Consider the following 13,997-nt stretch of genomic DNA (forward strand, 5'->3'; position numbering starts at 1 on the left):
TGTAAACCTGGAGAGTACACGCGTGTTTCAGAAAGTTGACGCCTACGCCGGCGACCCGATTCTGTCGTTAATGGAGCGCTTTAAAGAAGATCCCCGCAGCGACAAGGTCAATCTCAGTATCGGGCTTTACTACAACGAAGATGGCATTATTCCGCGTTTGCAGGCGGTCGCCGAAGCCGAAGCGCGCCTGAATGCGCAGCCGCACGGTGCGTCAGTTTATCTGCCGATGGAAGGGCTCAATAGCTATCGCAACGCGATCGCTCCGCTGCTGTTCGGTGCAGAACACCCGGTACTGGCGCAAAACCGCGTTGCCACCATCCAGACATTAGGCGGCTCCGGTGCGCTGAAAGTCGGCGCAGATTTTCTGAAACGTTACTTTCCAGATTCCGGCGTGTGGGTCAGTGACCCGACCTGGGAAAACCATGTCGCTATTTTTGAAGGCGCTGGCTTCGTAGTGAGTACTTACCCCTGGTACGACAGCGCGACTAACGGCGTGCGTTTTGAAGCATTTCTGGAAAAACTGAACACCCTGGACGCCCAGAGCATTGTGCTGCTGCATCCCTGCTGTCATAACCCAACCGGAGCGGATCTGACTCACGCGCAGTGGGACCAGGTGGTTGAGGTGTTGCAAGCGCGCAATCTGATCCCGTTCCTCGACATCGCCTATCAGGGCTTTGGTGCCGGAATGGAAGACGATGCTTATGCCATCCGCGCGGTTGCCCACGCCGGGCTGCCTGCGCTGGTCAGCAACTCATTTTCGAAAATTTTCTCGCTGTATGGCGAGCGCGTTGGCGGGCTTTCCGTGGTGTGTGACGATGTGGACGCCGCCAGCCGCGTGCTGGGGCAGCTCAAAGCCACCGTGCGCCGTAACTACTCCAGCCCGCCGAATTTTGGCGCACAACTGGTCGCAACAGTACTTGGCGACGCCGGTCTGAAAGCCTCCTGGCTGGCGGAAGTGGAAGCCATGCGTACGCGCATTCTGGCGATGCGCCAGGAGCTGGTCACCGTGCTGAAAGAGGCGGTACCGGGCGGTAATTTCGATTATCTGCTTAAACAGCGCGGCATGTTCAGTTATACCGGCCTGAGCGCGGCGCAGGTCGATCGTCTGCGTGAAGAGTTTGGCGTTTATCTCATCGCCAGCGGGCGGATGTGTGTTGCCGGCTTGAATAGCCGTAACGTGCACCGCGTGGCGCAAGCATTTGCCGCAGTAATGTAAGCACCCACTTACTTTTGTCCGTCCCCTGCGTTCTGGCAGGGGATTATTTATGCCTCAATATTCGCTTATTCTCTGAATAATCTGCAAAAAATCCTTTTTTTCATCGGCTTCACAGGGTATGGTCTGGTAACATTTTGACCATTCGCACCATTTATAAAATATAACGAACTGATAATTTAGGGATAAATATGCGAAAGTTCATACGCGCGCTCGGCGCGGTCTGCCTGTGGATGACGTTTGGCAGCGCGGTTTACGCTTCGGCGCCCACGCCGGTATCTGAAGGCACCAATGTTGCCAGACTCGCCGAACAGGCGCCCGTTCACTGGGTTTCCGTGGCGCAAATCGAAAATTCTCTGATCGAACGCCCGCCAATGGCGGTCGGGTTTGATATTGACGACACGGTGCTGTTTTCCAGCCCCGGTTTCTGGCGCGGTAAAAAAAACTGGTCGCCGGATAGCGATGCCTATCTGCAAAACCCGGCGTTTTGGGAAAAGATGAACAACGGCTGGGATGACTTCAGTATTCCGAAAGAAGTGGCCCGCCATCTGATTGCGATGCATGTAAAGCGCGGTGACACCATCTTTTTCATCACCGGACGTAGCCCGACAAAAACTGAAACGGTAAGTAAAACGTTACAGGACGATTTTCTTATTCCTGCGGCCAATATGAACCCGGTGATTTTCGCCGGTGATAAGCCTGGCCAGAACAGCAAAACCCAGTGGCTGAAGGCCAATAAAATCCGCATTTTCTATGGCGATTCAGACAGCGATATCACCGCCGCGCGCGAAAGCGAAGCCCGGCCAATTCGCGTGCTACGCGCTTCAAACTCGACCTATCGCCCTTTACCGCAGGCGGGTGCGTTGGGTGAGGAAGTGATTGTGAACTCCGAATATTAGCCCCGGCTTTCCTGTTTCGCAGCCTGCTGCCACACTGACAAGAGTTCATTTTGCTGACAGGAGATGTGCATGTGGTATCAACAAACCCTTACGCTTGGCGCGAAGTCGCGCGGGTTTCATCTGGTGACGGACGAGGTGCTTGGGCAACTTCGCGATATCTCCCGCATTAACGTTGGTTTGCTGCACTTGTTGCTGCAACATACCTCTGCTTCGCTCACCCTGAACGAAAATTGCGATCCCACCGTGCGCCACGATATGGAGCAGCATTTCCTGCAAGCCGTGCCGGACAACGCGCCGTATGAGCATGATTACGAAGGGCCGGATGATATGCCGTCGCATATCAAATCCTCCACGCTTGGCGTTTCGCTGCTGTTACCCGTGCAAAAAGGGCGCGTAGTGCTGGGTACGTGGCAGGGAATTTGGCTTGGCGAACACCGTATTCACGGCGGCTCGCGCAAAATCATCGCCACGCTGCAGGGAGAGTAGTCGCTCCATCAAACCTCCATATACCCCGGTTATAAGCCTGCATAAAGACGTGTGGGTGCGTCTGATAACACGGGGTAGTTATGGTTTTACGGAATGTTTTCGCGTGGCTGTACGGTTGGGAACCGTGCGATTTCGCCACCTACAAAATGGTCTGGCAACAACGTGGCGGTTCTGTCTGTACACATCCGGATGTGCTGCACTTTTTAAGTGCTGAAACGGGGGCGAAGCTGGCTTTTTACGCTATTCGTCGCCAGCAGGTTTATGTTGGCGCGTGTTACGCGGTGAATGGGGCGTTATCGCTACAGGATCGGCGTTATCCCTTTGTTTTCGATGACATCATACTGCCGCTGGAAACGAAAAAAGTGGGGTATTTACCTGCTGTTACCAAGCGGTTATCTCCACATCATCAATCCGATTTTCTCAATGCTTTATTCAGCGGTTATTTAAAAAACAAGATCTGCTACGTCAAAGAGAGCCTGTCGAAAGCGTCACAGAAAAAACGCAACGGCGAAATGAAAAAGTTTCTTGCCTGTGGCGGTGAAGTTCGGTGGGTTGATGACTTTTCAGATAGTGAACTGGCCGACATTTATATCGATGTGTTCAGGCAGCGCTGGCAGGGTAAAATTTACTGTTTTGCGCGTGATGACTTAATCAGAACATTTGCCGCATTGCGACATTTACTCTTTGGCGCGGTGTTGTTTATGCATGGTCACCCCTGCGCGTTTGATATCATTTTTATGGCCGAGTGCGATGGCTATTTTTATTTCGATGATATTAATGGTGGGTATTCTCAGAACTATCCTGAATTTAATCTGGGCAGTATTTTGTTGTGGGTGAATATCTGCAAAGCAAAAGAATTATGTCTCGCGAAAGATAAAAGATTTAAATTTTCTCTCGGGGTCTATAAAGATTACTGGAGCTATAAAAAACAGTGGTGCGACATTCTGCCGTTGGGCAGGACGCTGTTTTAATGAACGCTCCCGGCGGGGCTTATCCCCCGCCGGGAGCCTGTTAGGCTACATCAATCTCCTAACCGATAGCCGAAGCCGCGTACGCACTCCGGCACATTGACGATGCCCGCCTGCTGGATCTTCTTTCTTAATTTGCTGACATGGCTATCTACGGTACGATCGCAGGCGTTTCCCTCTGGCATGCAAGAATTCATAATTTCTTCACGCGTAAAGATGCGCTGCGGGTAGCGAATTAAATGCATCAATATCTTAAACTCTGTAGAGGTTAAGTCTGTAGATAAATCCATTTTCTTCGGACCAACGTATACCTGATGCGTTATTTTATTTATTTCAATGTTTCTGGTTTTATACAGTTTTAGATTTTCTCGTGCATGATATTGTTGACTTCTTTTTAAAATAACATGCACCCTGGCGACTAATTCCTCGGGGTTGAACGGTTTTACTACATAATCATCAGCGCCCGTTTTTAATGCCAGAACTTTATCCGTATCGGCGCCTGATGCGGTCAGCATCATAATCGGGATATCGGTTTTCTGGCGCAGCTCCATCAATACTTGCCAGCCATCCTTTTTCGGTATCCTGATATCCAGAATAATAAAATCAGGCTGGTATTTTTCGGCCATCATGACCGCTTTTTCACCATCAGGGGCATGAATCACCGCGAACTTGTCGCGTTCAAGGTAAGCAATAATAACACCTGCAATATCACTATCATCTTCAGCGACAAGGACGGTTTTCTTCTCGCCATGTAATATGCTCATCAGGCATCTCCGGGAGTTTTCTCTTTAATCCGTAATCAATTGCACATCAGTGTGCTGCTTTTATCTATTTGAAAAACATGAAAAAATAACTGTTACTTTCTGGTTGTAACTATTTGTCACTCTAAAACACAAAAGGTTCCAGCGTTCTCAATTCTGTTTAGGTTGTGTTAATCGTCAGGTTTTGTAACGACCCACGATTTTTTTATCCATACACTACGCTTTAATGATGTATTTATGCCGATCGCGATACCCCACCACGACATGACAAGGAGAAGCAAAAGTGACAATTTCCGAGTTACTGCAATATTGCATGGCGAAGCCTGGCGCTGAACAGAGCGTGCACAGCGACTGGAAAGCAACACAAATCAAAGTTGCGGATGTGCTGTTTGTGATGGTGAAAGAGGTGGAAGGCCGGCCGGCAGCGTCGTTGAAAACGAGCCCAGAACTGGCGGATTTGCTGCGCCAGCAGCATGAAGATGTGCGCCCCAGCCGCCATTTAAATAAAGCGCACTGGAGCACCGTTTACCTGGATGGTTCGTTACCGGATTCGCAGATTTACTACCTGGTGGATGCGTCGTATCAGCAGGCGATTGAGTTGGTGCCGGAACAGGTCCGGCAGCAACTCTCCGTGTAATTACTTCAGCATCGGTTTGAGGAAGCGCGCCGTATGGGAGGCTTCGCATTCGGCGACCGTTTCCGGCGTGCCGGAGACCAGGATCTCGCCGCCGCCGCTGCCGCCTTCCGGGCCGAGATCGACAATCCAGTCCGCCGTTTTAATCACGTCCAGGTTGTGCTCAATCACCACAATGGTGTTGCCCTGATCCCGTAACTGATGCAGCACGTCCAGCAACTGCTGGATATCAGCAAAGTGCAGGCCAGTGGTTGGTTCGTCGAGGATATAGAGCGTCTGGCCGGTGCCGCGTTTCGACAGCTCGCGCGCCAGCTTCACGCGCTGGGCTTCACCGCCGGAAAGCGTCGTCGCCGACTGTCCAAGACGAATATAGGTCAGGCCAACATCCATCAGCGTTTGTAGCTTACGCGCCAGCGCCGGAACAGCATCGAAGAACTCGCGTGCTTCTTCGATAGTCATATCCAGCACTTCATGGATAGTCTTGCCTTTGTATTTGATCTCCAGCGTTTCACGGTTGTAGCGCTTGCCTTTGCACTGGTCGCAAGGCACGTAAATATCCGGCAGAAAGTGCATTTCAACCTTAATGACGCCATCACCCTGGCACGCTTCGCAGCGACCGCCGCGCACGTTAAAGCTGAAGCGCCCCGGCGTGTAACCGCGCGAGCGGGACTCCGGCACACCGGCAAACAGCTCGCGCACCGGCGTAAAGACGCCAGTATAGGTGGCCGGGTTGGAGCGTGGCGTACGCCCAATCGGGCTCTGGTCGATATCAATGACTTTGTCGAAATGCTCCAGCCCCTGCACATCGCGATACGGCGCAGGTTCGGCGATGGTTGCGCCGTTCAACTGACGCTGGGCGATTGGGAACAGCGTATCGTTGATCAGCGTCGATTTACCGGAGCCGGAAACGCCGGTGATACAGGTGAACAGGCCCACCGGCAGCGTCAGCGTTACATCTTTCAGATTGTTACCGCGCGCGCCAGTCAGCTTCAGCACTTTTTCTGGATCGGCTTTCACGCGCTGTTTCGGCAGCTCAATTTTACGTTTGCCGCTCATGTACTGCCCGGTCAGGGATTCCGGCACCGCCATGATGGCATCCAGCGTCCCTTCCGCCACCACCTGGCCGCCGTGTACGCCCGCGCCAGGGCCGATGTCGATCACATGGTCGGCGGCGCGAATGGCGTCTTCGTCGTGTTCGACAACAATCACCGTGTTACCGAGGTTACGCAGATGGATAAGCGTGCCGAGCAGACGTTCGTTATCGCGCTGATGCAGGCCAATTGACGGCTCATCCAGCACGTACATGACACCTACCAGACCCGCGCCAATCTGGCTTGCCAGACGAATGCGCTGCGCTTCGCCGCCGGAGAGCGTTTCCGCCGAGCGGGAAAGCGTCAGGTAGTTCAGGCCGACGTTTACCAGGAACTTCAGGCGATCGCCAATCTCTTTCAGCACTTTTTCGGCGATTTTTGCCCGCTGGCCGGAAAGTTTCAGATTGTTGAAGAAGTCCATCGCATGGCCGATGCTCATATCGGAAATGGTCGGCAGCGGGGTGTTTTCAACAAACACATGGCGTGCTTCGCGACGCAGGCGCGTCCCTTCACAGGAGGCGCACGGTCGGTTGCTGATGAACTTCGCCAGCTCCTCACGTACCGCGCTGGATTCCGTCTCTTTGTAACGGCGCTCCATGTTATGCAGCACGCCCTCAAACGGGTGACGACGCACAGAAGTGTCGCCACGATCGTTCATGTATTTGAACTCAATCGACTCTTTGCCGGAACCAAACAGCACCACTTTCTGCACGTTGGCGCTCAGGCTTTCCCATGGCGCTTCCACGTCGAATTTGTAGTGTTCCGCCAGCGATTTCAGCATCTGGAAATAGTAGAAGTTGCGGCGATCCCAGCCGCGGATCGCGCCGCCGGCCAGCGACAGCTCCGGGTTCTGGATCACGCGATCGGGATCGAAATATTGCTGCACGCCCAGACCGTCGCAGGTCGGACACGCGCCAGCCGGGTTGTTGAACGAGAACAGGCGAGGTTCCAGCTCGCGCATGCTGTAGCCACAAATCGGGCAGGCGAAGTTGGCGGAAAACAGCAGCTCTTCGGCGGTCGGCTCATCCATATCGGCAACCACTGCCGTACCGCCGGAAAGTTCCAGTGCGGTTTCAAACGATTCGGCCAGGCGCTGGGCAAGATCAGCGCGCACTTTAAAACGGTCGATCACCACTTCAATGGTGTGTTTCTTTTGTAGCTCGAGTTTCGGCGGATCGGAGAGATCGCACACTTCGCCGTCGATCCTTGCGCGGATATAACCCTGGCTTGCGAGGTTCTCCAGCGTCTTACTGTGTTCACCTTTACGCTCTTTGATAACTGGCGCCAGCAGCATCAGGCGCTTGCCTTCCGGTTGCGACAACACGTTATCCACCATCTGGCTCACGGTTTGCGCCGCCAGCGGAACGTCGTGGTCCGGGCAACGCGGCTCGCCGACGCGGGCGAACAGCAGACGCAGGTAATCGTGAATCTCCGTGATCGTGCCGACGGTGGAACGCGGGTTGTGGGATGTCGATTTTTGTTCAATAGAAATGGCGGGCGATAAACCTTCAATGTGGTCAACGTCCGGTTTTTCCATCAGCGACAGAAACTGACGCGCATACGCGGAGAGTGATTCAACGTAACGACGCTGCCCTTCGGCATAGAGTGTGTCGAAAGCCAGGGAGGACTTACCAGAACCCGACAGCCCGGTGACGACAATCAGTTTGTCGCGAGGGATGACGAGGTTGATGTTTTTGAGATTATGGGTGCGGGCGCCCCGTACTTCTATCTTATCCAATCCATTCACCTTTTACCCGGAGGAACACTTTTTGCCTGGTGTGTTTGAAGGACAACCAGCGGTCAGAAACGGCTAATTATGACACAATTTAACCTGAATGAATATACAGTATTCGCATGCATCTTCGCTTCGGGTATGTCAAACTATGGCGCGCGGCGATAATCTGGAATCCTCCTCGCAGCTATCTAAGTGTGGCTTTGTAATGCTACAATCGCGCGTTTACACTACTAAGAATCAAGCAACGTTTTCAGGAGACACAATATGGCCAGCAGAGGCGTAAACAAGGTGATTCTCGTCGGTAATCTGGGCCAGGACCCGGAAGTACGCTATATGCCGAGTGGTGGCGCAGTTGCCAACATTACGCTGGCTACTTCCGAATCCTGGCGTGACAAGCAGACCGGCGAAACCAAAGAGCAGACCGAATGGCACCGCGTTGTGCTGTTTGGCAAGCTGGCGGAAGTGGCCGGCGAGTACCTGCGTAAAGGCTCTCAGGTTTATATTGAAGGCCAGCTGCGCACCCGCAAATGGACCGATCAATCCGGTCAGGAAAAATACACCACTGAAGTAGTGGTTAACGTTGGCGGCACCATGCAGATGCTGGGCGGCCGTCAGGGTGGCGGCGCTCCGGCAGGTGGCGGCCAGCAGCAGGGCGGCTGGGGTCAGCCTCAGCAGCCACAGGGTGGCAACCAGTTCAGCGGCGGCGCGCAGTCTCGCCCGCAGCAGCAGTCTGCACCGGCACCGTCTAACGAACCGCCGATGGATTTCGACGACGACATCCCGTTCTGATTTGCGTTACGCCGCAAATTTAAAAACCCCGCCTGGCGGGGTTTTTTGTCTACAGAAAACCCCCAGCCAGGCTCGGGGTTCCGCAAAGTTTTCAGCTTTAAGCCAGCTATTATGCGCCGCGCCCGCTGAACTGATGCAGCAGTAGCTCCGCAACGGTGGGCGCAACGCCGCCTGCGGCAAGCAGCACAAACGCAGCGCCCCAGCTCTGCATAGTGTCGAACTGCATATTGTTGAAGACGCGCACAAATAAAACGGGTGTCCGTGCGCAAGGCACCAGCGGCATAAAAAACCCCGCGTTGCGGGGTCTTACCATTCAGCGGCTACGCATCACTTCGACACATCCGCGCCGAAGTATTTCTGCGAAATGCGTTGATAAGTACCGTCGGCTTTGATCTCTTCGAGTGCCTTATCAATCGCGGCTTTCAGTTGCGGGTTGCCCTTGCGGAATAACACGCCGGATTTCTCCGCGTCAGATTGCGTGGCGACAATTTTCACCGGCGCGTCGGGTTTATGTTTTTTGAAATCCAGGAATGACAGGTTGTCGTTGATGGTCGCATCGGCGCGCCCCTGCACCACCAAATCGACAGACTGGTTAAAGCCGTCGGTGGCGACGATCTCCGCACCATATTTGCGCGCGATCTGCGCATAGTTGCTGGTCAGCGTGTGGGCGGATTTTTTACCTTTTAAATCCTCGAAACGGGTGATTGCCGTATTTTTGCTGTTGACGATCAGCACCGCTTTGGAGGCGATATACGGCTCGGAGAAGTCATATTTTTTCTGGCGTTCCGGCGTAATGCCCACCTGATTGATCACCGCGTCGTAGCGGTTAGCATCAATACCGGCGATCAGGCCATCCCATTTGCCTTCAACAAACTGGGCGTTCACTTTCAGGCGCTTGGCGATTTCCTGGCCGATTTCGACATCAAACCCTTCCAGCTTGCCGGCGGCGTTATGGAAAGTGAAGGGCGGATAAGTCCCTTCGGTGCCAATTTTTAACACCCCGGCGGATTGAATTTTTGCCAGATCATCCTGCGCCAGCGCCGCGTGAGCAAAGCCCAGCTGCATAACGCCTGCTATCACCAGTGTTGCGAATGCCTTCATCTGCGTTACCCCGTAAATATTGTTATTGATGCGCTTCGATAGTCGAAAACGCTGTGCTTAAAGAGGCGATGAATTCCGTGGTTCGTGGTTTCTTCGCCTGTGAAAAAAGGGTGCTGGCGCTGCCCGATTCGACAATTTCCCCGGCTTCGAGAAATACCACCTGGCTTGCGATATGGGCCGCTAAGCGTAGATCGTGGGTGGCCATAATCATCGTCGTGCCCTCGTGTGCCAGCTGGCGCAGGACGGCGACCACTTCGCCGGAAAGTTCCGGGTCGAGCGCCGAGGTTGGCTCATCGCACAGTAACACCGCAGGCGAAGGTGCCAGCGCGCGGGCAATCGCCACGCGTTGTTGCTGGCCGCCGGAAAGTGTATTCGGCAGTGCGTTACGCTTATGCAGCATGCCAACCTTCTCCAGTAGCGCCTCGCCGCGTTTGCGGGCTCGCTCGCGGTCCCATTTATGCACCGTAATCAGTCCCTCGGTAATGTTGTCGAGAGCGGTCATATGCGGAAACAGCGCAAAGTTTTGAAAAACCATTCCGGTCTGACGGCTCATCCGGCGAATATCCTGGCCTTTGATACGGGCACCTGGCGTAAATACCATCTCTTCTTTGCCGATGGTTAATTCCCCGGACTGGGGGATTTCCAGCAAATTAATACAACGTAATAATGTACTTTTCCCGCTACCGGAGGGGCCAATTAAGGCGGTGACAGTGCCTTCTGCTACCGTTAAATGAATATTTTGCAGCACCCGGTGACCGGCAAAACTTTTTTCAATGTTGCAGAGCGTTATCATTTGCTCGCTCCTTAACGGTTGTCCCGGCTAATTTCCGCTCCAGCTTCTCTTGTAAATGCGATAAGACAGAGCTGAATAAGAGATAAATCACCGCGGCCTCGCTATATAAAATTAACGGCTCGTAAGTCACCGCGGCTATTTGCTGCGCGGCGAGAAACATCTCCGGCACGGTGATCACCGAGGCCAGCGAGGTGTCTTTCACCAGCGAGATAAAGGTATTGGATAACGGCGGCACAGCGATGCGCGCGGCCTGCGGCAGAATAATGCGCCGTAGCGCCTGCGCCCAGGTCATGCTGATGGCATGCGCGGCTTCCCACTGACTTTTAGGCACGGCGAGCAGCGTGGCGCGGATCACTTCCGAGGTATAAGCACCAATATTTATCGTAAAACCAATCACCGCCGCCGGAAAGGCATCGATAGTCATTCCCGCGCTGGGCAACGCGTAAAAAATTAAAAATAATTGTACTAATAACGGGGTGCCGCGAATTAACCAGACGTAAAATATGACTATCGGTTTTAAACATGCCGGGCCATATAAACGCAATAACGCCACAATAAAACCGAGTGTCAGACCAAGAATAAATGCGCTTAACGTTAAGGGAATGGTAAATTTCAGCCCGGCGGAAAGCATTGGCCAGAACGAATCGATCGCTAAGGGTAACCATGTTGGCACTAAACACCTTCCGCACATCATTTATTGCCAGAAAAAGCTGGCAGAATGCTATGTAAATATTCCAGTTGATTATTCTGGTACCGTATTAAAATGAATTATATTCGTTGTGTCTGTGGCGAAAACCAATATATCCGGATAAGAATATGCGCAAATGTGCTAAAGCCCTCTGGTTGGCGGACAGTGGGTAGCGTGAGGAGTGGCGTGTCGTTGCGAAAGCGTCAACCGGCAACGGTGGATGCCATAGCGCGGCGACGTTAAAAAATGCAGGCAAGCTGACGTCTGTTTTTAATTTAAAACCGACTAATTTCGCTTAGGGGAATATTGGGTGAAATAAAAGAATATATGATGCGTTATTATTTATTGTTAGCTGAATCGAATAACCTGAAATCCACTGATTTATCAGGGTAATTTGCACTGAATTGATTTTAAATAAGTTATTATTTTAATTATAAAATAAGACGATTCTGAGATGTATTTAGCTGTCGTTTTTATGAACTGTGGATAATATTATTCGTAATCGTTGGTCGTTAGTAAATAATACGCGCGCGTATAAGTTTCTTTTGAATGATTTCCCGCAAATCGTTTTCTCCCGAAATATCCGCCGCCGCTACCAAGGAATACGTATGGTTAACCGGATAACCGTCCTGTCATCCGTTGGCAGTGATTCACTCCTGTTCTGGAAATTGAAAGGGGAAGAGCATCTTTCTGCTCCTTTTCGCTTTCAGGTCGACCTGCTGAGCAAAGACTTCACCCTTGATCGGCAAAAACTGCTCGGGCAGGAGATGACGGTGGTGATCCCGTGCCAGATTCCGGGTAGCGAACGCTATCTTTCCGGGAAAGTGACCGCCGTTTCGGTGCGTACCGAAGAACTGGACGGCACGCAGTACGCGGCGTACCAGGCGACGCTGGAACCTGATTTCTGGCCGATGATGCGCGATCGCAACTTCCGTATTTTCCAGCAGCAGCGCGTGCCGGATATCGCCAAAACGCTGTTTTCCGAATACAACGTCAGGGTTGAAGACAAACTGACGCGCAGCTATCGCCAGTGGGATTACAGCGTGCAGTATGGTGAAAGCAGCTTCCACTTCATCAGCCGTTTGCTGGAGCTTGAAGGCATCAGCTACCTGTTTCGCCACAGCAAAGAGGGGCACACGCTGGTGCTGATGGACGACTACTCGCAGGCGGAGGCCTTTCCCGGTTACGACACTATTCCCTGGCATGCGCAAACCGGCGGCGGCGCGGTCAACGAAGAGGGCATCAGCCAGTTGGTGGCGAACCACGTGGTGACGCCGGGTCTGTACAGCACCGATGATTACGATTTCCGAAAGCCGCATGCCTGGATGCTGCAAACCCTGCAAAACCCCGTTTCGCCAAGCCCAGGGAAAATTGATGTGTATGACTGGCCAGGCCGCTTTGTTGAGCATGGCGACGGTGAAGCGTACGCGCGTATTCGCCAGCAGGCCTGGCAGGCGGAGCAGCAGCAAATGCAAGGCTCCGGTACCGCGACCGGCATCGCGCCTGGCCATCTTTTTCGCCTTACCAATGCACCCAATTTCGCCGATAACGCGCAGTGGCTGGTGATTGGCGCCCGGTATGCGTTTGAAGAGAATCAGTACGCCTCCGGCGGGCAATTCAGTTCACAGCATAACATCGCCTTTACCGTTATTCCGGCGACAACGCCTTTTCGCCCGGCATCGGTCACCGACTGGCCGCGCACCTATGGCCCGCAAACGGCGCGCGTGGTCGGGCCGCAGGGCGAATCGATCTGGACGGACAAATATGGCCGCGTGAAGGTGAAGTTCCACTGGGATCGGCAAAGCCAGGGCGATGAAAACAGCTCTTGCTGGGTGCGCGTCTCCAGCGCGTGGGCCGGGCAGGGCTACGGCGGTGTGCAGATCCCGCGTGTGGGCGACGAAGTGGTGGTCGATTTTATTAACGGTGAGCCGGACAGACCGATAATCATTGGTCGCGTCTATAACGAAGCCAGCATGCCGCCGTGGGCGCTGCCAGCGGCGGCGACGCAGATGGGCTTTATGAGCCGTTCGAAAGACGGTTCGCCGGATAACGCCAACGCCCTGCGCTTTGAAGACAAACCCGGCGAGGAGCAACTCTGGCTGCATGCCGAGCGCAACATGGATACCGAAGTCGAAAACGACGAAACCCATGATGTTGGCAGCAACCGCACCAAAACCGTTGGCAAAGACGAAACCAGCCATATCAAACAGAACCGCACCCGCACAGTGGACGGCAATGAAACCGTCACTATCGGCCAGGATCGCAGCAAAACCATCAACGGTAACGAAACCACCACCGTGCAGCAGAACCGCACCGAAAGCGTGAAAGGCAATGAAACCCTCAGTGTCGAGCAAAACCGCGATGAGACCATTACCGGCAATCACACCACCACGGTGAAGAGCAACAACACCGGCACCGTGCAAGGCAACCAGACGCTGATCGTGGTGCAGGACAGAACCCGCACCGTGCAGGGCAACGAAAAGGTGAGCGTGCAGCAAAACCGCACCGTGCAGGTTACTGGCGACCAGACGCTGGAAGTGACCGGTAACCGCAACGTCACCGTCAGCAGCAACGAAGTGCGTACGGTGGTGCGAAAGCAAGAGGTGAATATCGGTGCCGGACGCACGCTGAGCATTACCGGCGGCGACACCCGTTTTACCCAGGGTAGCGTGGCGGACAGCGCAACGGATACCTTCCAGATCAACGTCGGCGAAAGCGGCATTCTGATTGGCAACGGCAGCGTGGAGATCACCGCGGGCGGCTCGACCATCACCATTAACGCGGCGGGCGTGATGGTCAATGGCAAGAAAATCGAGCTTAACGCCTGATAAGGACACGG

At 53.6% G+C, this 13,997-nt stretch carries 13 protein-coding genes; 7 read left to right on the plus strand and 6 right to left on the minus strand.

Translation table 11 applies throughout. The features are described from left to right. Window positions 1-22 precede the first annotated feature (22 nt). From tyrB to H650_RS15835, 4 genes are all read left to right on the plus strand, one after another. Window positions 23-1,216, plus strand: coding sequence for an aromatic amino acid transaminase (gene tyrB / locus H650_RS15820; protein WP_020456124.1), 1,194 nt, complete (start codon window positions 23-25; stop codon window positions 1,214-1,216). A gap of 188 nt (window positions 1,217-1,404) precedes the next feature. Beyond that, on the plus strand, window positions 1,405-2,112 hold the full coding sequence (gene aphA / locus H650_RS15825) for an acid phosphatase AphA (protein WP_020456125.1): 708 nt from the start codon (window positions 1,405-1,407) through the stop codon (window positions 2,110-2,112). A gap of 69 nt (window positions 2,113-2,181) precedes the next feature. Beyond that, the gene (locus tag H650_RS15830) at window positions 2,182-2,598 is read left to right on the plus strand and encodes a secondary thiamine-phosphate synthase enzyme YjbQ (protein ID WP_020456126.1); all 417 of its coding nucleotides are present in this window, start codon (window positions 2,182-2,184) and stop codon (window positions 2,596-2,598) included. A gap of 80 nt (window positions 2,599-2,678) precedes the next feature. Continuing rightward, window positions 2,679-3,569 carry a GNAT family protein gene (locus H650_RS15835; protein WP_020456127.1) on the plus strand — a complete coding sequence of 297 codons (891 nt, stop codon included), beginning with the start codon at window positions 2,679-2,681 and terminating at the stop codon, window positions 3,567-3,569. A gap of 50 nt (window positions 3,570-3,619) precedes the next feature. Here H650_RS15835 and H650_RS15840 read toward each other — a convergent pair whose 3' ends face one another. Then, complete coding sequence (locus H650_RS15840) at window positions 3,620-4,330, minus strand: response regulator (RefSeq protein ID WP_020456128.1); 711 nt, start codon at window positions 4,328-4,330, stop codon at window positions 3,620-3,622. Between the two features lie 280 nt (window positions 4,331-4,610). On the opposite strand from H650_RS15840, the gene H650_RS15845 reads away from it, so the two are divergent. Next, complete coding sequence (locus H650_RS15845; protein ID WP_020456129.1) at window positions 4,611-4,964, plus strand: MmcQ/YjbR family DNA-binding protein; 354 nt, start codon at window positions 4,611-4,613, stop codon at window positions 4,962-4,964. On the opposite strand, the gene uvrA is transcribed toward H650_RS15845, so the two are convergent. After that, window positions 4,965-7,790, minus strand: a complete 2,826-nt coding sequence (uvrA, locus tag H650_RS15850; protein ID WP_020456130.1) for an excinuclease ABC subunit UvrA — start codon at window positions 7,788-7,790, stop codon at window positions 4,965-4,967. Window positions 7,791-8,051: 261 nt separating this feature from the next. On the opposite strand from uvrA, the gene ssb1 reads away from it, so the two are divergent. After that, window positions 8,052-8,576, plus strand: coding sequence for a single-stranded DNA-binding protein SSB1 (gene ssb1, locus H650_RS15855; RefSeq protein WP_017459456.1), 525 nt, complete (start codon window positions 8,052-8,054; stop codon window positions 8,574-8,576). A 109-nt stretch (window positions 8,577-8,685) separates the two neighbouring features. Here the strand turns inward: ssb1 and H650_RS25765 are convergent, their stop codons facing one another. The 4 genes from H650_RS25765 to H650_RS15870 are packed head-to-tail and all read right to left on the minus strand — an operon-like array spanning window position 8,686 to window position 11,143. Further along, the gene (locus H650_RS25765; protein WP_020456131.1) at window positions 8,686-8,859 is read right to left on the minus strand and encodes a hypothetical protein; all 174 of its coding nucleotides are present in this window, start codon (window positions 8,857-8,859) and stop codon (window positions 8,686-8,688) included. 44 nt (window positions 8,860-8,903) lie between these two features. Then, window positions 8,904-9,677, minus strand: a complete 774-nt coding sequence (locus tag H650_RS15860) for an amino acid ABC transporter substrate-binding protein (RefSeq protein ID WP_020456132.1) — start codon at window positions 9,675-9,677, stop codon at window positions 8,904-8,906. A 22-nt stretch (window positions 9,678-9,699) separates the two neighbouring features. After that, window positions 9,700-10,470: an amino acid ABC transporter ATP-binding protein gene (locus tag H650_RS15865; RefSeq protein ID WP_020456133.1), complete on the minus strand. Its 771-nt coding sequence runs from the start codon at window positions 10,468-10,470 to the stop codon at window positions 9,700-9,702. Next, window positions 10,448-11,143, minus strand: coding sequence for an amino acid ABC transporter permease (locus H650_RS15870; protein WP_189660072.1), 696 nt, complete (start codon window positions 11,141-11,143; stop codon window positions 10,448-10,450). Before H650_RS15870 ends, H650_RS15865 begins: the two co-directional genes overlap by 23 nt. Window positions 11,144-11,766: 623 nt before the next feature. On the opposite strand from H650_RS15870, the gene H650_RS15875 reads away from it, so the two are divergent. Beyond that, window positions 11,767-13,986, plus strand: coding sequence for a type VI secretion system Vgr family protein (locus H650_RS15875; RefSeq protein WP_020456135.1), 2,220 nt, complete (start codon window positions 11,767-11,769; stop codon window positions 13,984-13,986). The last annotated feature ends 11 nt before the right edge of the window (window positions 13,987-13,997 follow it).

Origin of the sequence: Enterobacter sp. R4-368, assembly GCF_000410515.1 — a bacterium.
Lineage (GTDB): Bacteria > Pseudomonadota > Gammaproteobacteria > Enterobacterales > Enterobacteriaceae > Kosakonia.

Excerpts from the sequence above, each read along its gene's own strand:
- H650_RS15865 (WP_020456133.1), bottom strand. The coding sequence starts at position 10,470 with ATGATAACGCTCTGCAACATTGAAAAAAGTTTTGCCGGTCACCGGGTG.
- ssb1 (WP_017459456.1), top strand. The coding sequence starts at position 8,052 with ATGGCCAGCAGAGGCGTAAACAAGGTGATTCTCGTCGGTAATCTGGGC.
- H650_RS15875 (WP_020456135.1), top strand. The coding sequence starts at position 11,767 with ATGGTTAACCGGATAACCGTCCTGTCATCCGTTGGCAGTGATTCACTC.
- H650_RS25765 (WP_020456131.1), bottom strand. The coding sequence starts at position 8,859 with ATGCCGCTGGTGCCTTGCGCACGGACACCCGTTTTATTTGTGCGCGTC.
- H650_RS15830 (WP_020456126.1), top strand. The coding sequence starts at position 2,182 with ATGTGGTATCAACAAACCCTTACGCTTGGCGCGAAGTCGCGCGGGTTT.
- aphA (WP_020456125.1), top strand. The coding sequence starts at position 1,405 with ATGCGAAAGTTCATACGCGCGCTCGGCGCGGTCTGCCTGTGGATGACG.
- H650_RS15835 (WP_020456127.1), top strand. The coding sequence starts at position 2,679 with ATGGTTTTACGGAATGTTTTCGCGTGGCTGTACGGTTGGGAACCGTGC.
- H650_RS15860 (WP_020456132.1), bottom strand. The coding sequence starts at position 9,677 with ATGAAGGCATTCGCAACACTGGTGATAGCAGGCGTTATGCAGCTGGGC.
- H650_RS15840 (WP_020456128.1), bottom strand. The coding sequence starts at position 4,330 with ATGAGCATATTACATGGCGAGAAGAAAACCGTCCTTGTCGCTGAAGAT.